We start from the raw sequence: 22573 nt of genomic DNA, 5'->3' as shown, positions 1-22573 counted from the left end.
ATATGGCTACTGTAGCAAAAGATTTTTCGATCGAAGAAAAACTTACCGCAGTTCTTACCCTGCAAAAAATCGATTCCAAAATTGATGAGATCAAAACCCTGAAAGGCGAATTGCCTATGGAGGTTAGCGATCTGGAAGATGAAGTAGAAGGGTTGCAAACGCGTGTATCTAATGTTGATTCAGAGATCAACAGTGTGAACGAATACATCGAAAACCGCAAAGCAGCCAAGAAGGAAGCCGAAGCATTAATCAAGAAATACGAAAAGCAGCAGGATAATGTAAAGAACAGCCGTGAGTTTGAAGCCATCACGAAAGAAATGGAAATGCAGGAGCTTGAAATAAAGCTGTGCGACAAGCATGTAAAAGACGCGACGGTCCGCCTGCAGGAGAGCCAGAACTCCCGCCTCACTACCCAGAAACAACTGGAACTGAAGCAGGACGTACTGGACTTAAAGCGCAAAGAGTTAGACAAAATCATTAAAGAAACAGAGGCAGAAGAAAAAGAGCTGGCTAAAAGCTCTGAAGCTGCCAAGGCAAAAGTTGAAGAACGCTTACTGACCGCATATGAGCGCATCCGTACCAGCTACCGTAATGGTCTGGCTGTAGTACCGGTAATGCGTGATTCCTGCGGAGGTTGCTTTAATATTATTCCACCGCAACGCCAGGCTGAGATCCATCAGCGTAAAAAGATTATCGTTTGTGAGCACTGTGGCCGTATCCTGGTCGATACAGAGCTGAACGATAGCGTAAAAGCGTTGTAATTTTTTCCTGTGTATACAGCGTATGCTGTGTTTTAGGAAAATCGCGTAAAGAATAACATTGGGCGACGTTATATAACGTCGCTTTTTTTGTCGGTTTTTTTAATGAAGCGGGGTGCGAGTCCCCGTTGCAACAACATCATTAACATTACCAAATTCAAATAATTGTTACAGTTATATCCGGCCCAGGCCCTAGACCAATTAGAGTTTAACAAAATAAGGCTGCTGCTGCTCCAGAAATGCCGCACCGATGCGGCCCGCAAAAGGGTAGAAGAGCTGCGCTTCCATACCCGCTTGGAATATGTATCCATGGCCCTGGAGCAAACCCTCGAGTACAAATCGACGCTGGGTGGCAGCGGCGCTTTTCCCAACGACTTTACCCGTAATGTGGAGCGGGAGCTGAAAATGCTGAGCATTACCAATGCGATCCTGAAAGGCGAAGAGCTGCTCGCATTCCGCAACCTGGCGCTTTGTATCCGCGACATCCTTACCTGGTTTAAAAACCACGACCAGATGTTCCCGCAGCTGCGGGCCCTGGCCGAAAAGATCGTTTATGAAAAGGAGATCGCGCTGATCATCAGCGCGGTGATCGACGATTCGGGCCAGGTAAAAGACAATGCCTCGCAGGCCCTGATGCAGATCCGTGTGGACCTCGACCGCACCCGGCAGCAGTTACGCAAGACCTTTGAAGGTATATTGCGCAAACTGAACAAGCAGGGCTACCTGGCCGATATCTCGGAAAGCTTTTTGAGCGGCCGGCGTACCGTGGCGGTATTTGCGGAGCATAAACGCATCGTGAAAGGTATCCTGCATGGCGAAAGCGATACGTCCAAAACCGTATTTATCGAACCCGAGGAGACCATCGAGCTCAACAACGAGGTGTCGTCGCTCGAACGTGCCGAACACCGCGAGATCCAAAGGATACTGGCCCAGACTACCAGCAAGCTTTCGGTATACCAGCCACAGCTGGACGCCTATTATCACCTTACCGGGCTCTATGATTTTATACGCGCCAAGGCACTGCTGGCCCAGGATCTGAATGCCGATATGCCGCGGCTGAGCCAGCACCCGGTCACCGACCTGGTAAAAGCCGTACATCCCTTGCTGCTGCTGCATAATAAGCAGGCGGGCAAGCCCGTGATACCGCTTAATGTTACTCTCGACCGGCAGAACCGCATCCTGATGATCAGCGGGCCGAACGCCGGTGGTAAAACGGTATCGATGAAGACAGTAGGCCTCTTGCAGCTGATGTTACAGGCCGGCCTGCTGGTACCGGTAGACCCGCAATCCGAGATGGGCATCTTTAAGCAGATGATGATCCATATCGGCGATACCCAGTCTATCGAAAACGAGCTGAGTACCTATAGCGCCCATTTGCGCGATATGAAATACTTCCTTGATTTTGCCAACGGCAAGACCCTGTTCTTTATCGATGAGCTGGGTAGTGGTTCCGATCCCAACCTGGGCGGCGCCTTTGCCGAGGCTATCGTGGAAGAGCTGGCTTCCAAAAAGGCATTGGGTATTATTACCACCCACTATCTGAACCTTAAGGTGATGGCCGGCAAAGTAGCAGGTATTTTTAACGGGGCCATGGCCTTCGATGAGCAGAAACTGGAACCCCTGTACCAACTGAATATCGGCAAGCCGGGTAGCTCGTATACCTTTGCCATAGCGCAACGCAGCGAGCTGTCGCCCAAGGTGATCGACCGGGCGAGGCAGCTTACCGAGCGCGGGCATTTTAAACTGGACAAAATGCTGTACCAGACCGAGCAGCAATCGGTAAGGCTGGGTGACAAGGAGAAGCAGCTCGACCGGCTGATCCGGAAGAACGAAGAGCTGCAGGAACAGTACGAAGACCTGATCGATAAGGAGCGGCTGAAGCAGCATTACGAGACCCTGAAATTGCAAAACAAGATCAAGAAGGAAGAGCTGGATTACCTGCGGGATACGGAGCGTAAATTTAAGCAGATCATCCACGATTGGAAGAAGTCGGAGAACAAACAGGAAGTGATCCAGTCGGCTGAAAAGATTTTGTTCCGTAAAAAGCAGATCGAGCAGAACGAATCGGCAGCCCGCAAAGCAGATAAAAAATTCAAAATTACGGGCAGGGCGCCCCAGGAAGGCGACCTGTTGCGCAATACCACCAATCACCAGGTGGGCCGTCTTGTCGAGATCAAGGGTAAGAAAGGTGTCGTTAAGATTGGCCAGATGCCCTTTACCGTTACCCTGGAAGAATGGATTACCGTAGAAGAGAAGAAAATACAGAAAACCAAAAAGTAGGTAAAGTACCTTGATATAGGACGCCTACTGATGATGTTACTGGTGACCATGAGTCGTCCTAAAAAAGCAGCCTTTAAAGGCTGCTTTTTTGTTTGTTCCATCTTATGGCATAACTGAGGTAAAGGTTAAAATCGAATACCGTGGATTTGTCGCCCTTGCCATAACCGGCGATATAATTTGGTGCGAGCTCTTTAAAGGTGCCGGCATTAAACATAAACCTGCCCCTGAAGTTCCAGCCCACGAATATGCCTTTGCCCACTTCTACTTTAATACCGCCCACGATCTCACCCCAATGTACGGTATAATTTTTGCCAGGTACACTGCCCTCTGCAGGAGGGCCGAACAGGGAAGGCACCAGGTAAGTGGCTTCAGACAGCTGGCCCATACCGATGCCGTACCGTACGCCGATAAAGGCCATGTCGAAATCATAGGCTCCCAGGCGGTCCAATACAGACTGGTCGATACCGATGCGTACGAAATAGCTGCTGGTAGTATATTTCAGGTTGTCGTAGTCGATCCTGCCCCGGCCGAAGCCGCCTTCGGCAGCGGCATAGAGCTTGCCCCGCATGGCATAGTCTGCCTGGATCTCGTAACCCTGGCGGCTGGGATACATCAAATTAAAAGCGACACGCCCCAGGTCGAAACCGAGGCGGAACTGGTGGACATAAGGCAGTTTCGGCAGCTTTTTTGTTGCTGCGGTATCCGGTGCCGGCGTTGCCACGGTTGTGTCGGATGGGGGAGTAGCCTGTGCCCATACAGGGGAGGGACATACCCCTGCGCACAGCAAGACGAGGCAAGCGGTTAACAGGGGGATAAAGCGTTGTGCCCTACTAGTCAAAAAAGTAAAGCTGGACATGTCTGGCCTGGTTGGTCTGGTTATTGGTTACTGCATTATTGACCAGCGCTATGGAATCCACTACATTTTTGGTCGTGTGCACGCTGTCGAGTTGATAATAATTGGTATACCCGCAGTCGTTGGATATAAAATGCACGCTGGAGGTATAGTAGAAGGTGAGCGTATCGGCTGCTGCTTTCCTGGAGGTATCGGCCAGGAAGCGGTAACGCATACTGTCGGAACGGGGATTAAGCGGTACCGACAGGCGGTCTTCACCATTGGCACTACCTATTACCGAATAGAGCGAATCGACATCAAGCGCGTACATGCCCGGGCTGAGCAGGCGACGCGGGGTATATTGGAGCTGGAAGGTATCGGTATTGGTAGCGGAATCGACGATCCTTACCGTATCGCGCCCTACGAAACCCGATATGAGGGTAACATTAACCGGCTGGTAGCACTCGGGTTCCTTGGGCTCGCAGGATGCCCAGCCCAGGCTGCCCAGCAGGATCATAATAAACAGAAATACGACGGTATTCTTTTTGGCCATGTTGTTATTTACAGCATTTCAATATTCTTGTCAATCTCGCCGATCAGTTGCTCCAGGTGCTGTCTCAGCTGTTCTTTCTGTTCGCCGGTCATGTCGGCGGCGCCCAGCGCCACCGACTGCGAACGCAGGAGGGTCTCCAACTGTTCCAGCTTCTGTTGCTGGCCGGTAATGACGCCGGACAATTGCTGCCTGCTTTTTTCCAAACGTTCGTTCTCTGCCTGCAAGGCAGAAAAACGCCTGATAAGGGCATCCAGTTTTTGCTGTAACAGTTCCAGTTCCTGCATGAAAGCCTGATTAAGCTCTGATGGTTGCTTGTAAATCTTTCTGGTACAGGGCTATGAGCTCCTGCATCATGGTATCTACTTCTTCATCGGTAAGGGTACGCTCCTTAAGCTGGAAGGTGAAACTCAGGGCCAGCGACTTTTTATCATGGCCTATTTTTTCACTTTCGAATACATCGAACAGCTCATAGGTTTTTAACGCTTCCCACTTCCTGGCATCGGCAATAGCCGCTACCTTGCTGTAAGGTACGTTTTTATCCAGTACAAGCGCCAGGTCGCGGCGCATCGACGGGAATTTTGGCAATTCGCTGTATTTTACCTTTACGGCTTCGGCTGCTTCTACAAAAGCTTCGATATCGATCTCTGCATAAAACACATCCTGTTTGATGTCGAATGCCTTCAGTTTATCGGCGGCAACCGGCAGTGCCCTGGCGATCAGGTTCTTGCCGCGCTTCCAGCTCAACAGGCCATCTTCGGCGGTTTGCTGTACCTTACTGATGCCGCAAAGGCTGAAGAGATTGTCTACAATGCCTTTGATGTAATAGATATCAGATGGCCGGGCGGCATGCTGCCAATGCTGGCCGTTGGTATTACCGCTAACCCAGATCGCCAGTTTCGCGGTCTGTGCGTATTTACCAACGCTGTCCTGCCGGTAGATATTGCCGAACTCGTAGAGTTTAAGATCCTGCGCCTTGCGGTTTACGTTATAGCCTACTACTTCCAGGCCGCTTTCGAGCAGGGCAGGGCGCATAATGTCCAGTTCGCTCGACAGGCTGTTGATCATCCGTACTACCGGCATGTCTTCGGGGTAATAGCGGCTGTTGGTGATCGAGTTGGTAACGATCTCCTGCAGGCCGGCGCTGCTCAGGTAGCTGGCCATACGCTCTTTCCATTTGCGGGCAACGGGCGCGGGCCGGCGTTGCAGGGAAATGTTGAGGCGCGAAGGGATCGCTACGTTATCCAGCCCATCGATGCGCAATACTTCTTCTGCAATATCGGCGGGTTGTTTTACATCCGGTTTGTTCGATGGCACTTCGAGTACCAGCGTTCCGCTGTTTTGCTCGAGTATCCGGAAACCAAGCGCAGTAAGGATCGTATCGACCGCTTCCTGGCCATACGCTTTACCGCAGATGTTGTTGATATAATCGTATTTTACGGCTACCGTTTTTGCTTCCAGTTTTTGCGGGTATACATCATAAACGGCAGAGGCAATGGTACCGCCTGCATGTTCGGCAATGAGTGCCGCAGCACGTTTCAGGGCTGGTATTACCTGGGCCATATCCACGCCTTTTTCGAAATGGGTGGCGGCATCGGTGCGCAGGCCATGATGCATGGATGTGCGCCTGATGGTACGCGGGTTGAAATAGGCGCTTTCCAGGAAAATATTGGTGGTGGCATCGGACACGCCTGTGCCCGCACCGCCGAATACACCGGCCATAGCTATGCCCTGTGCTGCATCCCGGATCATCAGGTCCTCGCCGCGCAAGGTACGTTCCTTGTCGTCTAGGGTAGTGAATTTAGCGCCCTCCGGCTCGAAGCCCACGCTGATGTGGTGGCCTGATATTTTATCGTAGTCGAAGGCATGCAGCGGCTGGCCATATTCGTGCAATACATAGTTGGTAATATCGACTACATTGTTGATCGACCGTATGCCGATGGTCTTGAGTCTTTCGCTCAGCCATTCCGGCGATGCACCCACCGTTACACCGGATATGGATACGCCGGCATAACGCGGGCAGGCTTCGGGCTGATCGATCACAATGGTCATCGGCAGGCTATCGGTGCCCGGCGTTGTTATACCGGCTTCGGGATAACGCACCTCGCCGGTTGTGCCGGTATGGTGGCGCAGGTAGGCGCATACGTCGCGTGCCGTACCGATATGGCTGTTGCCATCGCTGCGGTTGGGCGTAAGGCCGATATGGATGGTATAATCCGATTCGGGTATATTGAAATAGTCTTTGGCGAGGGTGCCCACTACAGCGTCTTCCGGCAGCACCATAATACCTTCGTGGCTGGTACCCAGGCCGATCTCGTCCTCGGCGCAGATCATGCCTTCGCTGGCTTCGCCCCGGATCTTGGCTTTTTTGATCGGGAAGGGTTCGCCGCTGGTCGGGTGTACCGTAGCGCCCACGGGCGCCAGCACTACCTTCTGGCCGGCAGCTACATTGGCGGCGCCGCACACTACGGGTACAACGGCAGCTCCGCCGATATCTACAGTGGTGATCTTTAATTTATCGGCGTTCGGGTGGGGGACGCAGGTCATTACCTGGCCGATCACAAGGCCGGCGAGGCTGCCGGGTATGGCTTCGGCTTTTTCATAACCTTCTACTTCCAGCCCGATACTTGTCAATATTTTACTTAATTCTTCAATAGACACCGGCTGGGGCAGGTAATCCATCAACCAACTGTAGGCAATCTGCATAAATAAACTGTTCTGTAATGTTTTTGAGGGGGTAAAGTTACTCTATAAAGTTGAAGTATAGAAAAGCTTTGGGGCTAATATTAAATTTTAAACATGACGTTAAACTAGGACGCGTATCGTTAATTAGTGTAAAGCCTGTTGAATTTCTTGTTGTCTAAATAGGTAACTTCGTACCATGAGTAAATTATGCAAGGTACTCCTGCTTTCGGGCTGGATCGTAACGGCAACCGGTAGTATAGCCATTGCACAGGGCAAAAAGGCGCAATCCGTATGCGGTATAACGGTTCGTGGCAAAGCAGCTGCCTGGCAGAAAATTACGGCAACCACCCACCTGAAACTAAAGCCCGCCTCGGGCACGGCAAAACTCCCTGCCGCCTATACCATCTACACCATTGAAGAAAAGCAACTCAAGGAATTCCTGAAAGCCGCGAAAAGCGCCCCGGACGGTACCTTGCAAATGGCAATACCCCTGCCCGGGGGCTTAGGCTGTACCGCGTTCGTACTGGCCAATGCCCAGACCATGGCCGCGGAACTTGCCGCAAGATATCCGGAACTGGTATCCCTGAAAGGGCAGGCCGTAACGAACCCGAACGGCGGACTGTTGCGCCTGGACTATAACGGTACCGATCTCCGGGCAGAAGTTACCTGGAATGGAACGGTATACCTGCTTTCGACCTGGAACAGCGGGAAACAGAAGTATTATCTTGTGTATAAAAAAGAAGACGCGGGCATAGAAAAAAATCCTTATTTCAAAGGATAATCCAAAGCAATGTTTCCCGAATGCCTTACGGCCCGGGCGCCTGATTTTCTTTTTTCATCGCAGCATATGACCTGTTGGCCGCATTTAAGATGTGATAACCGGAATATTAAAATAACTTGCCGAAATACCATTTATATTAAAAACGCATTAAAAAAGTGTATGAAAAGAAAAAGTCTGGCAATAGCATGGGCACTTGCCTTGCCCCTGCTGTCTGTAAGAAGCTATGCTGCTGATTTCTGGAAACCGTTTGAAGGAACTGTTGCACCGTCGAAAGGAGAACAAATACTCAAGCCTGATCACTATAAGTTACAAACGTTAAACCAGACCGCTGTTTTTACCTTCCTGTCGGGATTGTCCGACAAACCGGAACAGGCCGGCGTGCTGGCCTTGCCTACACCCGAGGGTAAAACCCAACAGTTCCTCGTATGGAAGACACCGGTAATGGAAGCCGGGCTCCAGGCGCGCTACCCGGGCATCCAGACCTTTACGGCAAGAGCTGCGGATAACCCGGCAGTAACGGCCAAAATCGACTATACCCTTAACGGCTTTCATGCTATGGTGTTTGACAAAGGCGCCACTTATATGATTGATCCGTACAGCAATACCGCCGATGGTTACTATACCGTTTATTATAAACAGGATTATCGCCGTCCGCTCGAAAAACTGATGCCTTGTGCCGTCGGTGGCGACGAGCTCAAAGATGCACAGGGCGTAGGTCCTACCACAATCGACGGCACCCTGCCGCCGCTGTTGCCCAAGTCGCATGGTAATACCCGCAAGAAATACAGGCTTGCCGTATCCTGCACCGGCGAGTATGCCCAGGCTGTAGGCGGCGCCACGCCTACAAAAGTGAGCGTACTGAGCGCTATGGTAACGACCATGAACCGCGTTAACGGCATTTATGAAAGAGAGGCTGCCGTGACCATGGAAATGATCGGCAATAACGATACCCTTATCTTCCTCAACCCGACTTCGGATCCTTTTAATAACAATGACCTGGGCGATCTGCTCGACGAGAACCAGGTAGTGGTGGACCAGCGCATCGGCACTGCAAACTACGATATCGGTCATGTGTTCAGCACCAGTCCCGACGGAGGCCTGGCCTCGCTGGGTTGCGTATGCCGTACCGGTGGTAAAGCCAGGGGCGGTACTGGTTCGCCCAATCCTGTAGGCGATGCTTACGATGTGGATTATGTGGCACACGAAATGGGACACCAGTTCGGGGCCAACCATACGTTTAACTTTTGCTCCGGCAACGAAAACCAGACTACGGCTTATGAGCCCGGCGGTGGTACCACCATTATGGCCTATGCCGGTATCTGCGGGTTCGTGAATAATGTGCAGAACAACAGCGATGCCTATTTTCACAACAAAAGCCTCGATGAGATGAGCTCCTTCATTACCACCGGCTTCTTTGGTGGCGGCGGTCCCACCTGTGGTGTGGGTACTGCAAACTATACCCCCCCGGTGTTACCAGCTATCCAGGCAACATATACCATCCCGTATAAAACACCTTTCGAACTCCAGGCGCCGCAGGCTACCATTGGCCAGTCCGATACGATGGAGTATTGCTGGGAGCAATGGGACCTCGGTAATTACAGGCAATCCGAAAACAGGAGCGATACTTTCCAGACAGGACCTTCGTTCCGCAGCTTCTTCCCCGATACCTCGAGGGTTCGTATTTTTCCAAGGATCAACTATGTACTGACCAATACCATTGCCTATAAAGGAGAGCGCCTGCCTGCGGCAGCCCGTACGCTCAAGTTCAAGGTGAGTGCACGTAGCATCGTTAACGGTTGGGGCGCCTTTAGCCTGGCAGACGATGTGGTAACCGCCACTGTGATCAATACCGGTACGCCTTTCCGGGTAACGGCTCCCAATACCAATACAACACTCACTGCCAATACCAATACCACGATTACCTGGGATGTGGCCCAGACCGATGCAGCGCCGATCAATACGCCGAATGTAGATATCTTCCTGTCGACCGACGGTGGTTATACCTTCCCTTATACACTGGCTACCGGCGTGCCCAATACCGGCAGCGCTTCCATACTGATTCCAGGCCACAACAGCACTACGGCCAGGATCAAGGTAAAAGGTGCAGGTAATATCTTTTTCGATATTTCCGACCAGAACTTTACCATAACCGGCGGTACCTCGCTGGCAGATATTACCCTGGAACAGGGACTGAGCCTGTATCCTAACCCGGCCAGCAACGAAGTGACCGTAAAACATGCAGGTACCGGTAAGTTGAACCTGGTACTGTATAATGCCGTGGGACAGAAAGTATGGCAGGCCGCTATGGACAACGAGATCGTGATCCCGGTACAAAACCTGGCCAGGGGCATGTATTACCTGCAATGCCACGACGACCGCCAGGGCGGTACGGCTACCAAGCGTATCTCGCTGAAATAATCCGCGTGTAACCCATGACCTAAAGCGATGCCCAAAGTGGTCTTATTGGTGTAACACAGGATCATACCCCCCGGGTATCTTTTTAAATTTTCTTAAAAGCGGGGACTAAAACCATAAATTTTTGATTTTACAGGCCTGTTAAGCTACCTTAGCCTAACAGGCCTGTTTGTTTATAATGAATACCGAGATTAATAAAACCCTTGCCGTGCTGGAATCAGGCGGCATTATCCTTTATCCCACAGATACTATATGGGGCATTGGCTGCGATGCCACCAATGCTGCCGCGGTGCGTAAGATCTACGAAGCCAAGGAACGCGACGATGCTAAAAGTCTCATTATCCTGCTGGCCGAAGCCAAAGATGTTTTCCGTTATGTAGCCAACCCGCATCCCGATATCGTAAGCATGATCTTTGCTTTCGAAAGACCGACTACCGTCATCTATGAGCAAGCCATCGGGCTGCCCGATAACCTGGTGAACCAGGACGGCAGCATCGCCATACGCGTAACCCGCGATCCTTTTTGTAAAAGCCTGATCAAAAGGCTGAAGCGGCCTTTGGTATCTACTTCTGCCAATATCAGCGGAGCGCCTTCGCCTGCTTCTTTTGCCACGATCGACCCGGTACTGAAGGGCCGTGTCGATTATATCGTAGACCATCGCAGGGGTGAAGAGGCCGCAGCGCCGCCATCCCGCATTTTAAGAATACAGGCCGACGGCAGCACTACGGTGATCCGGGACTGATTCTATCGTAATTTCTTTACCTTCGCCCCCCTTGCATGATTATTAGAACTGTATAATAGCCTTATGTTAGCATTTTCTCATCCTGTTTCGGCCAAGTTGAATATACCGGAACAGCAGGTTGCCGCCGTGCTCGGCTTATTGTCGGAAGGCGCCACGATTCCTTTTATAGCCCGTTACCGTAAAGACAAGACCGGCGCCCTGGACGAAGTACAGATCCAGAATATCCAGGAAGAAGCAAAGTTCCAGCAGGACTTTTCCGACCGTAAATTATTTATAGAAAAAACCATCGCCGAACAAGGCAAAATGACCGATGCGCTGCAGGCCAGGCTGGATGCTGCTTCGAGCCTGAACGAGCTGGAAGATATCTACCTGCCTTATAAGCCCAAACGCAAGACCAAGGCGCAGACCGCCCGTGAAAACGGCCTGGAGCCGCTCGCGCAGCTCCTGCTGCAGCAGGCGGGTATTGATCCGCAGGCTGAAGCCCTGGCTTATGTTAATGATAAAGTAGCCGATGCCGATGCTGCCTTGCAGGGCGCCCGCGATATTATCGCAGAGCTGGTAAATGAAGATGCGGAGGTGCGTGCCGATATGCGTAAACTGTTTGAACAGGGCGGCGAAGTTCAGGGCAAAATACTAAGTGGTAAAGAAGAAGAAGGGATCAAGTTCAAAGATTATTTCGACTTCTCGGAGCCGGTATCTAAAATACCCTCGCACCGGATGCTGGCCATCATGCGGGGCTTTATGGAAGGCTTCCTGCGTATGTCCATTGCACCGGAGGAAGAAGCCGCACTGCTGAAGGTCGAACAACGTTATGTAAAGGCCGGTAACCCGGCAGCCGAACACGTGAAGAAGGCTGTAAAAGATGCTTACAGGCGCCTGTTGCAGCCAAGCCTGGAAAGCGAGTTCCGTATGGCGCTCAAAACAAAGGCCGATGAAGAGGCGATCAGCGTATTTGCCGAAAACCTGCGCCAGTTGCTGCTTTCGTCGCCCCTGGGCAGTAAGCGCACCCTGGCCATCGACCCTGGCTACCGCACCGGTTGTAAGGTGGTGGTGCTCGACGAAAAAGGCGAGCTGCAGGAAAACGGTCTCATTTATGTACACGAAAAGAACTTCAGGCTTACCGAAGCGGAAGCCAAGGTGCGCAGCCTGGTTGCCAAATACCAGGTCGAAGCCTTTGCGATAGGCGATGGTACTGCCGGCCGCGAAACGGAACAGTTTATCAAAGGCCTGCAGACCGGCTTACCGGTATTCCTGGTCAACGAAGACGGCGCCTCGATCTATTCTGCATCCGAACTGGCCCGCGAAGAATTTCCGGACCAGGATATTACGGTGCGCGGTGCGGTAAGCATCGGCCGCAGGCTGATGGATCCGCTGGCCGAACTGGTAAAGATAGACCCGAAAAGCATCGGCGTAGGACAGTACCAACATGATGTGAACCAGGTACGCTTAAAAGACCGTCTCGACCAGACCGTAGAGAGTTGTGTGAACGCGGTTGGGGTAAACCTGAATACGGCCGGTAAATACCTGCTGAGTTATGTGAGCGGTATCGGTCCTTCTATCGCCGAAAATATTGTACAATACCGTAAAGAACGGGGCCGGTTCACCAGCCGTAAACAATTGCTGGAAGTGCCGCGCCTGGGTAATAAAGCCTTCGAACAATGCGCCGGCTTCCTGCGCATCAAGGAAAGCGAAAATCCCCTGGATGCAAGCGGGGTACATCCCGAGTCGTACAAAGTGGTAGAGCAGATGGCCAAAGATGCCGGTATTGCCCTGGGCGATATGATCGGTAACGAAAAGGTGGTTAACCATATTCCTGTACAACAATATGTAACCGAAACCATAGGTCTGCATACCTTGCAGGATATCCTGAAGGAATTGAAAAAGCCGGGGCTCGATCCGCGCAGCGAGGCGCAGGCCTTCGAGTTTGCCGGTATCTATGCGATCGAAGATGTATATGCCGGTATGATCGTGCCCGGTATCGTTACCAATCTTACCCGCTTCGGCGCCTTTGTCGACATTGGTGTAAAGCAGGACGGGCTGGTGCATGTATCGGAGATCGCGCATAAATACATCAGCGATCCGGGCGAGGTACTGAAGCTTAACGATAAGGTGATGGTAAAGGTAACCGAAGTAGATCTGCCGCGTAAACGTATTGCTCTTTCGATCAAGCAAACGCAGGACCCGCCTAATATGCAGGGCCGGCCTAAACGCGAGCAGGGCCATAAACCCAAACAAAAAGAAAAAGAACCGGAAAGCGCTAACATCAATGATGCGCTGAGCCAGCTGCGTAAAAAGTTTGGCAAATAAATACCGGGATACCCAAAGCGGGGCTGCCATGGCAGCCCCGCTTTTTTAGGATCAGGCGGAATCTTTTGGGGGTATTAAAAACCGGGCAGGCAGTTGTGTTTTTCTATTATTTATTCAGGGAAAATTAATAGGGAGCATTTAAGCTATTCAGGATAGATAAATCTACTGCAACACCAGGTTCGGACGGGCGAATGTGATCCTGTGAATTTCGTTTTTTCTCGCAGCGAGCGCTGCGTCACCGTGGGCCCTCAAACAGGTCGGTCGATTTTCGTCGCGACGGCTTCTTTAAGGGACGTTGCGCGTGGGTGGCAGTTTATCTGGTCGGTAGCGATACGCATTTGATGCTATTTACTGCTGTTGTAGCCTGCCTTCCGCAGGGTCCCTTTGCGGGAGACCCTGCGGGGATATCCAATAGGAAGCATTTAAGCTATTCAGGATAGATAAATCTACTGCAACACCAGGTTCGGACGGGCGAATGTGATCCTGTGAATTTCATTTTTTCCCGCAGCGATCGCTGCGTCACCGTGGGCCCTCAAACAGGTCGGTCGATTTTCGTCGCGACGTCTCCTTTAAAGGACGTTGCGCGTGGGTGGCAGTTTATCTGGTCGGTAGCGATACGCATTTGATGCTATTAAGCTATTCAGGATAGATAAATCTACTGCAACACCAGGTCCTGGCGAGCGAATGTGATCCTGTGAATTTTATTTTTTCCCGCAGCGATCGCTGCGCCGCGGCGAGAAAAAACAGGGATAGATTTTGTCGGACCCAATATGATGCTTTGTTTTTTTCGCCTGACTGGAAGTGTCGGTAAAGCGTTCGTTCCCGCGACGTACCCTGCAAAGAATCCCGCACACAGCATAAAGGACGCGGATCACGGCTTTAATCTATTTAAATGCAGCCGTTCATTGCTCCCTGTTGCCTCAGGTTGTTGGCTGTTCTATCGGTTAGGGCTCAAATTTATGAAGCGTCCCTTATCGAAGCAATAAAATGAAATACAAGGCATTTTGATCTGGTCGCCAACTTTTCTGCTTTACAACAGGATATTATTTTGCGGACCGATAGCCGGTGGTATATTTTGTTCATCGAGCATTTCCCGCAGGTCGATCTCTATGGTACGGCTCATCGAGGTTATGGGCACGTCGTTGGCGCTGCCTTCAAAAGGGTTTTCCGTACTCTCGCCCACACGTTCCATCGTCATAAAGATCCAGCCAACGGTAACACTGAAGGGCAGGGTGAGCCAGACCATATGCGCGCCTAACTTCTGGAATTCGTTCAATACTCCAAATGGGATCAGGAAGGAAAACAGGCGTACAAACATCTGGTTGATGGTAGCGAACTGCCGTGGGTACGGGAAGTTCTTGATCCGCTCGCATTTACCCTGTTGCTCATAAAGGTTGACCAGCAGTTGTTCGAGCTCGATCGCGTTCAGTTCCGATACCAGGCCGCGCTCGCGCAATGTTTTCAATTGCTGCGACTGCAGGCTGATGATATGGGTAGCCCGGTTCTTCTTGCCCAGCACATATTCCAGCTCTTTCGCCGGAAGAAAGGGCCGCAGTTCATCTTCCAGCTTGCCTTCCCATTCTGCCACATGGTACAGCCTGCTGTACTCCACGTTCGACTTAATGACCTTCATATTTTCCCAGGTCCGCGATTCCCGTAACTGGAAGCGCAGGGCGGTAAGCCAGGCAATATGCCTGTAGATCAGCTCGCGGTGCAGTTCATAGAGCGCGGCATCGGTAATGTCGCCTTTTACAAAACCCCGCACCATCATGCCCCAGGAGCGGCTGGTGTTTACGATAGCGCCATAGATCTGGCGTGCTTCCCAGAGCCGGTTATAGGTCTGCGTATTGCGGAAGCCCACGATAAAGGCGGCGGCCGTGCCGATCAGGGCAATGGGTACCCAGGGTATGGCCAGCCATTTCCAGCCAAAGCAATAATATAATACAGTAGGAATAACAGACAGGATGCTGAGCGCATAAATGTCCCTGCGGGTCCAGAATATAAATTCCTTAAAAGTATAACGACGTCCAGCGTGCATAGGTATGTTTGTTGTTTAATTAATGACCATTACCGCCCAGTATCTTGGCTTCTTCAAAGTCGAGTTGGTTTTCCTGCCTGCGTATTTCCTCGTCGCTGAATTGTTTTTCCGTACGGAGCTTGTGCAGTTCGAGGCGTTGTATGGCGTAGATATCCAGCAATACGGCATGGTACAGCTCAATCTCTTCCTGCATGGTAGTATCACATTCCAGCGAGTCGAGCCGTTGTTGCGAGATAACCACATCATGGTCGAGCTGGTTCTTCAGGAAGCCCACCAGCTCATTGTCTTCAGCTTCGAAGGCATATTGCTCTTCGAGCCTTTTCAACCCGGCCTGCATCAGGCGTATTTTAATGGCAGCCTCCTGCTCATGTGCCGGGGCAAAATCTTCGATCTCTTTCATCTTTACCCATTTGATCACCAGCGGAAGCGTAAGGCCCTGGAACACCAGGGTAACCAGGATGACGATAAAGGTGATAAAGAGAATAAGGTTGCGATGCGGAAAAGGACTGCCGTTGCTCAGCAGCAGGGGAATAGACAGGGCCGAGGCCAGTGATACCACGCCGCGCATACCGGCCCAGCCAATGATGGTAGGGCCCTTCCAGAGCGGGTTGAGCGGGTCCATGCGTTTCCGGTTGCCCAGCCATACGGGTACATAGGCAATGGGAAAGACCCAGAGCAGGCGCACGATAATGGCGATGGCACTGATGATGAGGCCGTATTTGATACCGTCGCCGATGGAGTAATCGCCCAGGCCATCAATAATCTCCGGCAGCTCCAAGCCGATAAGGATAAATACCAGGCCATTCAGCACGAAGGCTACGGTGGCCCATACGCTATAGGCCTGCATGCGCGAGTCGCTGTGCGACAGGATCTGGTGCGAGCGGTACGACAGGAAAAGGCCGCCGCTCACTACCGCCATCACCCCCGAATAATGAAAGTGCTCCGCCGCGATATACATAAAGTAAGGCGTCATCAGGGTAAGCGTGGCATTGATACTGGCCGTAGTAGGCAGGTAGCGGTGTACGGCGTACATAATACAGGCTATGGCCAGGCCGATAACGATACCCATGCCCGATACCAGGAAGAACTGCCCCGTGGCCTGGCCCATCGAGAACTGACCCGTAAGTACCGCCGCCAGTGCAAAACGGAATACGATAAGGCTCGATGCATCATTGATCAGGCTTTCGCCCTCCAGTATGGTCGTTAATCTTTTAGACACTTTGATATGACGCAGCACCGAACCGGCCGCTACGGCATCGGGCGGCGATATGATACCACCCAGCAGGAAACCCAGGGCAAGGGTAAAACCGGGGATCATCGCGTTGGATACGAAGGCTACGGCCACGGAGGTAATAAAAACCAGGCCGAAGGCCAGCATCCCGATGGGCCTTCTCCATTTCCAGAACTCATGCCAGGAGGTAAACCAGGCTGCCTCATACAGCAGCGGCGGCAGGAAGATCAGGAAGATCAGTTCGGGTTCGATGGTAATACGCGGTATGCCGGGAATAAACCCGATAGCCAACCCGGCAAGCACCAGGAAAATAGGATAGGAGATCTTGAGTTTCTGCCCGAGCATAATCAGCAGGAACACGGCAAACAACAGGACCAGGATAAGTAGTAAAGTATTCAGCATGCGGGTAACGGTTTCTGGGATAAATCGCACCAAAAATAGTAAATGCATACTGATTTGCACCCATATAAGGTAAATGATACTTTTGTTAATTCTATGTGCAGAGTGGAAAGCTCTCTTACAAGGCGACCAGTGCAGCATACAGGTTGCCGCGGCCAAAACGTGAAGGTAAGGTCTGTAGCTTTTGCGGGGCCTTTAATCCTTTGGCTTTGCATAAACGGCCAAGGGCGGCAAAGCTTAGCGGGTAGGGCACCCAAACGGGCACAGGCGTTTCCGTATCATACTCGACAACGAGCAGGTGGGCGGCCGGCTTTACATACCGGGTAAGCCGGTCCAGCAGCGCATCCCGGTCGCTTGCATAATGCAGGGCATTGGCCATCAGCAATCCGTCCAGGTCATGAAGGGGCAGGGTCTCGTTTATGAAATCGTATTGCAGCGCGTGGATATTATTGCCTTTTCCTGGAAACATAAAGGCATCGAATACGGGTTCTTTATCGATCGCATACACGCTGCTGTCTGCTGGTAACAAGCCCGAAAGCGCATAACTGAACAGGCCCGGGCCACAGCCCAGATCGGCCCATCGGGCATGATCCGGCTGTTGTTCGAATATAGGGCAGGAGATCAGCTCCCGGGCTTCTTTAAGTTGCATGGCGCCGGATCAGGGTTTATACATTTCCTGTGGGGCAAAATCGCCGAAACTGGTACCGAACTCTACGGTTTTCTTGGCCGTAACCCGGTAGGGATAGTAAAAGAGGTAGGCAAAGTCGTCGTTGGTATGTTCTGCAAAAATGGCGATGGCCCGGGTCATCACACCGGTTTCGGGGTTGGCTACGGTAGTATCGTAAAAGATCGCTACAGCTTTATAAGTACCTTTTAAGGCACCAATGCTCAGTTCCTCTTTTAATGCGGCCACTTTACTTTCAGTGCCCGAAAGTTTTTCGGGTGTGGCCAGGTCCACGCTGCCCAGGCTATCGTCGGCCATAATCAAGGTGGCCTGCGGTGGCAGCGGTTTTCCCGTTTTCAACTGCGCCTCTATGTCGGGAAAGGTTTCATTGATCATTCTTTGCACCGCAACCAGCTCTTCCGATTCGGTATCGAAGGCAGCCTGCGCCCGGCCGGTCTGCGGCATAAGGAACAATGCGAAAAGCAGAGCGGTTATAAACCGGGGTAAAGAAAGCCGTGCCGGGGCGGGATTGGAAGTTGCTGTTGTCATACGAGATACCTTAACGTGATATACCCGGAAATATTTCAAAGTATATAACAGGACAGGATTGCGCAAAGTTCTGTAATTTTCGGGAACAACCGGGATCGATGCCGGCTTTCACGCTTAAAATGATCTGCATATGGCTTCCGTATTTGAAAAAATAAAGGCATTTAACAGCGACCGTGTACCGGAGCTGGTTTTATTGAAATATGCCGCTATGGCCCAGGACGCTTTCCGGTTTTACCGCGGCACCTGTCATTTGTTTTACGAAGACCTGCAGGGCAGGCAGGATTGGGAAGATCCCACCCGGGCCTGGATATGCGGCGATCTTCATCCCGAAAATTTCGGTACCTATAAAGGCGATAACCGTGTTGTTTATTTCGATCTCAACGACTTTGATGAAGCACTGCTGGCGCCGGCTTCCTGGGAAGTAGCCCGTATGTTGACGGGTATTCACCTTGCCGGACATGTATTGGCGCTTGATACCGCCATCGTAGCGGAACTGGTGCAGGACTATCTCACAACCTATACGCTTACCTTACAATCCGGTAAAGCGCTTGCCGTAGAAAAAGAGACCGCATCGGGCCTGTTGCTGGAATTGTTACGTAATGTAGCCCGCCGCAGCGAAAAAGAATTGCTTAAACCCAGAACGGCTTTGCGCAAGGGACGGCTGTACCTGTACCCCGATGGCATAAAACTGCTGCCGGTGGATACAACTTTGAAGAAAGAGCTGAAAGCGGCGCTGGACGAACGGTTTACGGAGCAATATGGTAAAGGCGTATTCCGGATCCGGGATATAGCCGTCCGGGTAGCGGGTACGGGCAGTATCGGCTTGCAGCGTTATGCGGCGCTGGTATTGAAAGTAGCCTCCGGTACCTACCACCTGACCGATATCAAAGAGGCCAGACCCTCGTCGGTAGCGCCTTATACACCACTCGAACAACCGGTATGGACCTCCGAAGCACAACGGATCATTACCCTGCAAAACAGGCAGCAATACGTGGCCCCGGCCTGGTTGCACGCCTTTTCCTTTAAAGGCGCCGACTTCGTGGTAAAGGAACTGCAGCCCACGCAGGACCGTATGGAACTAAGCCTGGGTAAGGGCAAAAAGAAAAAGCTGGCCGCTATTCTCAATACCATGGCGCGGCTCAATGCTGCGGCGCAACTGAGAAGCTCGGGCCGGCAGGGCGCTTCCGATGCCGATACCCTGATTGCTTTTGCACAGGATGCCGGGACATGGCATCCACGGCTGATGCGTTATGCAGCGGGTATGGCCAAAAGAATGCTGCGCCAGTACGAGGCCTATGTAAAAGCCTACCAACAGGCTGTTCACTAGGCGGGTTGCGGGTATGCGGCTTCTACCTGGCGCACCAGGTCGTTAAAGATGTCGGCTGCAGGCCAGGGTTTGGCCTGCGCCGCCGCCTGCCCGGCCCAGAGGCTGGTAAACTGCATCTTATCTTTCTGTTGGGCATAAGCCCTTAATTTACCGGTCAGGCTGTTTTGAACGGGATATACCGGTATCTGCAGGCCCGAGTTGGCCATGGCTTCCATAAAGCTGTTGCGCAATCCGCGCGCCCATCTTCCTGAAAATGCACGGGTAAGTTCCGAATCCGTTTCGGTACTGCCGGGTAATGCTGTCTTAAACGCAGGTATGGCGCTGCTTTCGGGGCTGGCCAGGAAGGCCGATCCGATCTGCACGCCTACGGCGCCCAATACAAAGGCGGCCCGTATCGTAACGCCGTTATAAATGCCACCCGCAGCAATAACCGGTATTGTTACCCGGTCGCATATCTGCGGTACCAGGGCCAGCGTACCTACCTGGGGCAACGGCTCGTCGTCGAGGAAACTGCCGCGGTGGCCACCGGCTTCTATACCTTGCGCCACGATCATATCGATGCCTTTACTTTCCAGCAGCAGGGCCTCTTTTACCGAGGTAGCCGTACCGATCAGCAGGATGCCGGCCGATTTCAGCTGTGCAATGCTCTCGTCATCGGGTATGCCAAAAGTAAAACTGACCGCGGTTATGTTTTCGCGGACCAGAATTTCGATCTGTTCCTTGTAGGTGTGAAATTTAAAACCGGCCACATCCTGTCGTTCATAACCCAGGTAATGCTCGTCGGAAAGCGCTTCCAGGAAGTCCTGCATGGCATCGGTCTCGTTGATGTCGATAGCGGGGATATCGTGGGTAAACAGGTTAACGGCAAAAGGCTTGCCGGTACCGGCTTTTACCTTACGGATCAGTTGCAGGGTAGTTTCCGGCGACAAACCGCCCACCGGTAAGGAGCCCAGTCCGCCGGCTTCGGCAATGGCCACCACCATGCCGGGTGTGGTAATGCCCAGCATGGGGGCTTGTATAATGGGGTATTGGATGTTTAAGCGTACAGGTATGGTCTGGTCCCAGGTCATATGGATGGTGTTTCCTGCAAAATTACAAGACACCAGGCGTTCGCCGCTGCTATAAACTTTGTTAAGTTTTATCCGGCTGCCAGGTATGGCTATGCGCCGTACCGCAGTTCCGTTTTATCCAGGCTGCGCGTATCCAGGATCAGGAAGAGATTGGTCAGGGTGCAGCGGTCCAGTACCAGGTCGATTACCTGTTGGGCCATCAGCAGGCCTATAATGCCGGGTACGGTACCCAGCACGCCGTTTTCCGAACAGTCGGGTACATCGCCCGGTTCGGGCGGATTGGGGAAGATATCGCGGAGCTGGCCCGAGCCTTTATGATTGAATACGGCCAGCTGGCCTTCGTAACCCAGAATGCTGCCATAGACCAAGGGTTTGGCAGCGGCTACACAGGCATCGTTTACGATATAACGTGTACCGAAGTTGTCGCAACCATCAACGATGATATCATAACCTGCGAACAGTGCTGCGGCGTTTGCTGCATCTATCGCGGTATCGTGCGCGATCAGCTCTGTAAAAGGATTTTGTGCGGCAAGCCGTTCCTGCGCTGCCTTTACTTTTTTGCGCCCGGTATCTTCCTGCCGGTACAATACCTGGCGGTGCAGGTTGGTGGCATCGACGGTATCGGCATCGGCAAAGCCCAGGGTACCTATACCTGTGGCATTCAGGTACAACAGCAGCGGACAGCCCAGGCCGCCTGCGCCGATTACCAATACTTTCGCCTGTTTAAGCCGTTGTTGTCCTGCCGGCCCAATATCGTCCAGCATCAGCTGTTTGCTGTAGCGGATCACTTCTGCGGTTTGCATAAAAATCTTATCTGAATGTTTTATCCCAGTCTTTCCATACGGGCTCATAACCCTGTTGGCGGATCATGTCGGCAATAATTGCCGGGCTGCGTTCGTCCGATATCTCAAATTGTTCCAGTGTTTCGGGGGCTACTACATAGCCGCCCGGGTTGGTTTTAGAGCCGGCGCTCATACTCGTAATACCCAGCGGTACGATATGGTCCCTGAAGGTGGCCTCCTCTCTTGTGGACAACGATAGCTCGAGTTCTTCGTTGAATAACCGGTAGGCGCAGATCAGTTGTACCAGTTCTTTGTCGTTCATATACCGGTCAAAGTCCTTGTGTATCGTAGTGCCGGCCTGGTCGATGGCTATGGGTCGCAACCGGGGAAAAGATATCGAGTAGCGGGTTTGCCAGTACGTTTTTTCGAGATAAGAAAGATGCAGCGCAGTAAAGAAACAATCGGTACGCCAGTCTTCCAGCCCGATCAGCGTGCCCAGCCCAATTTTATGGATACCTGCTTTGCCCAGCCTGTCGGGCGTTTCGAGGCGGTAACGGAAATTGGATTTCTTGCCTTTGGGGTGATGTTGTTTATACGTATCGTTCCTGTAGGTTTCCTGGTACACCAATACACTGTACAAACCTTCTGCAATCAGCGTTTCATACTCATCCTGGTCGAGCGGCTGCACTTCGATCGAGATATTCGAAAACCGGCTCCGTACCAGGCGCAGCGCGTTGGCCAGGTAAGGCACACCTACTGTCTGGTTGGCCTCGCCGGTCACCAGCAGGATATGGTCGTAGCCCATGGCTTTGACAGCATCGGCTTCGAGCAGGATCTCGGCATTACCCAGCGTTTTGCGTTTGATCTTATTGTCCAGGCTGAAGGCACAATAGGTACAGATATTCTGGCATTCGTTGCTCAGGTACATTGGTGCATACATCTGGATGGTCCGGCCGAAGCGCTTTTGCGTGGCCAGCCGGCTGAGTTGCGCCATCTGTTCCAGGTAGGGCAGGGCAGCCGGCGATATCAGCGCTTTAAAGTCTTCCAGGTTACGCTTCTGCCGGGCCAGGGCCCGCTCTACATCGGCGGCGGTCTTGGCCAGGATGCTTTCGGTTACGGTTTCCCAGTTGTATTGCTCGAATATTTCGGTAAACATAGGTGCT

At 52.1% G+C, this 22573-nt stretch carries 18 protein-coding genes; 7 read left to right on the top strand and 11 right to left on the bottom strand.

Annotated features, from left to right (window positions below; all coding sequences use genetic code 11):
- The first annotated feature begins 2 nt into the window (after window positions 1-2).
- Together B0I18_RS24340 and B0I18_RS24335 are read left to right on the top strand one after the other, a co-directional pair.
- Window positions 3-761: a zinc ribbon domain-containing protein gene (locus tag B0I18_RS24340; RefSeq protein ID WP_106525384.1), complete on the top strand. Its 759-nt coding sequence runs from the start codon at window positions 3-5 to the stop codon at window positions 759-761.
- A gap of 162 nt (window positions 762-923) precedes the next feature.
- On the top strand, window positions 924-3038 hold the full coding sequence (locus B0I18_RS24335) for an endonuclease MutS2 (protein ID WP_106525383.1): 2115 nt from the start codon (window positions 924-926) through the stop codon (window positions 3036-3038).
- A 73-nt stretch (window positions 3039-3111) separates the two neighbouring features.
- Here the strand turns inward: B0I18_RS24335 and B0I18_RS24330 are convergent, their stop codons facing one another.
- From B0I18_RS24330 to pheT, 4 genes are all read right to left on the bottom strand, one after another.
- Window positions 3112-3759 carry a DUF6048 family protein gene (locus B0I18_RS24330; RefSeq protein WP_106525382.1) on the bottom strand — a complete coding sequence of 216 codons (648 nt, stop codon included), beginning with the start codon at window positions 3757-3759 and terminating at the stop codon, window positions 3112-3114.
- A gap of 109 nt (window positions 3760-3868) precedes the next feature.
- The gene (locus B0I18_RS24325) at window positions 3869-4423 is read right to left on the bottom strand and encodes a DUF6452 family protein (RefSeq protein ID WP_106525381.1); all 555 of its coding nucleotides are present in this window, start codon (window positions 4421-4423) and stop codon (window positions 3869-3871) included.
- Between the two features lie 8 nt (window positions 4424-4431).
- Window positions 4432-4707: a cell division protein ZapB gene (locus tag B0I18_RS24320; protein ID WP_106525380.1), complete on the bottom strand. Its 276-nt coding sequence runs from the start codon at window positions 4705-4707 to the stop codon at window positions 4432-4434.
- A 10-nt stretch (window positions 4708-4717) separates the two neighbouring features.
- Window positions 4718-7126, bottom strand: a complete 2409-nt coding sequence (gene pheT, locus B0I18_RS24315) for a phenylalanine--tRNA ligase subunit beta (protein ID WP_106525379.1) — start codon at window positions 7124-7126, stop codon at window positions 4718-4720.
- Between the two features lie 175 nt (window positions 7127-7301).
- Here pheT and B0I18_RS24310 point away from each other — a divergent pair, with 175 nt between their 5' ends.
- The 4 genes from B0I18_RS24310 (at window position 7302) to B0I18_RS24295 (ending at window position 13350) form a co-directional block, all read left to right on the top strand.
- A complete protein-coding gene (locus B0I18_RS24310; protein ID WP_106525378.1) occupies window positions 7302-7886 on the top strand; it encodes a hypothetical protein in 585 nt (194 codons plus the stop codon).
- Window positions 7887-8045: 159 nt separating this feature from the next.
- On the top strand, window positions 8046-10304 hold the full coding sequence (locus B0I18_RS24305) for a reprolysin-like metallopeptidase (RefSeq protein WP_181358609.1): 2259 nt from the start codon (window positions 8046-8048) through the stop codon (window positions 10302-10304).
- A gap of 175 nt (window positions 10305-10479) precedes the next feature.
- Window positions 10480-11043, top strand: coding sequence for an L-threonylcarbamoyladenylate synthase (locus B0I18_RS24300; protein ID WP_106525376.1), 564 nt, complete (start codon window positions 10480-10482; stop codon window positions 11041-11043).
- 63 nt (window positions 11044-11106) lie between these two features.
- Window positions 11107-13350 (top strand): Tex family protein, encoded by a 2244-nt coding sequence (locus B0I18_RS24295; protein WP_106525375.1) that lies wholly within the window; start codon window positions 11107-11109, stop codon window positions 13348-13350.
- A gap of 1030 nt (window positions 13351-14380) precedes the next feature.
- Here B0I18_RS24295 and B0I18_RS24285 read toward each other — a convergent pair.
- The 4 genes from B0I18_RS24285 to B0I18_RS24270 all read right to left on the bottom strand — a co-directional run bounded on the left by B0I18_RS24285 (window position 14381) and on the right by B0I18_RS24270 (window position 18231).
- Complete coding sequence (locus B0I18_RS24285; protein WP_106525373.1) at window positions 14381-15388, bottom strand: bestrophin family protein; 1008 nt, start codon at window positions 15386-15388, stop codon at window positions 14381-14383.
- 19 nt (window positions 15389-15407) lie between these two features.
- Entirely contained in the window at window positions 15408-17021 is a 1614-nt protein-coding gene (locus B0I18_RS24280; RefSeq protein ID WP_106525372.1) for a Na+/H+ antiporter, read from the bottom strand.
- Between the two features lie 115 nt (window positions 17022-17136).
- Window positions 17137-17667, bottom strand: coding sequence for a class I SAM-dependent methyltransferase (locus tag B0I18_RS24275; RefSeq protein WP_106525371.1), 531 nt, complete (start codon window positions 17665-17667; stop codon window positions 17137-17139).
- Between the two features lie 9 nt (window positions 17668-17676).
- A complete protein-coding gene (locus tag B0I18_RS24270) occupies window positions 17677-18231 on the bottom strand; it encodes a hypothetical protein (RefSeq protein ID WP_146146867.1) in 555 nt (184 codons plus the stop codon).
- Window positions 18232-18361: 130 nt separating this feature from the next.
- Between B0I18_RS24270 and B0I18_RS24265 the strand changes: the two genes are divergently transcribed.
- Window positions 18362-19558 (top strand): DUF2252 domain-containing protein, encoded by a 1197-nt coding sequence (locus B0I18_RS24265; RefSeq protein ID WP_106525369.1) that lies wholly within the window; start codon window positions 18362-18364, stop codon window positions 19556-19558.
- Here the strand turns inward: B0I18_RS24265 and B0I18_RS24260 are convergent.
- From B0I18_RS24260 to thiH, 3 genes are all read right to left on the bottom strand, one after another.
- On the bottom strand, window positions 19555-20628 hold the full coding sequence (locus B0I18_RS24260) for an NAD(P)H-dependent flavin oxidoreductase (protein WP_106525368.1): 1074 nt from the start codon (window positions 20626-20628) through the stop codon (window positions 19555-19557). The genes B0I18_RS24265 and B0I18_RS24260 overlap by 4 nt on opposite strands.
- A gap of 89 nt (window positions 20629-20717) precedes the next feature.
- Complete coding sequence (locus tag B0I18_RS24255) at window positions 20718-21431, bottom strand: HesA/MoeB/ThiF family protein (RefSeq protein ID WP_181358608.1); 714 nt, start codon at window positions 21429-21431, stop codon at window positions 20718-20720.
- Between the two features lie 7 nt (window positions 21432-21438).
- Window positions 21439-22566: a 2-iminoacetate synthase ThiH gene (gene thiH / locus B0I18_RS24250; protein WP_106525366.1), complete on the bottom strand. Its 1128-nt coding sequence runs from the start codon at window positions 22564-22566 to the stop codon at window positions 21439-21441.
- Window positions 22567-22573: the final 7 nt, after the last annotated feature.

It is taken from the genome of Taibaiella chishuiensis (genome assembly GCF_003014535.1).
Lineage (GTDB): Bacteria > Bacteroidota > Bacteroidia > Chitinophagales > Chitinophagaceae > Taibaiella > Taibaiella chishuiensis.
Note: the sequence above shows the minus strand (reverse complement) of the source record. Positions and strands in the feature narration are given on the sequence as shown.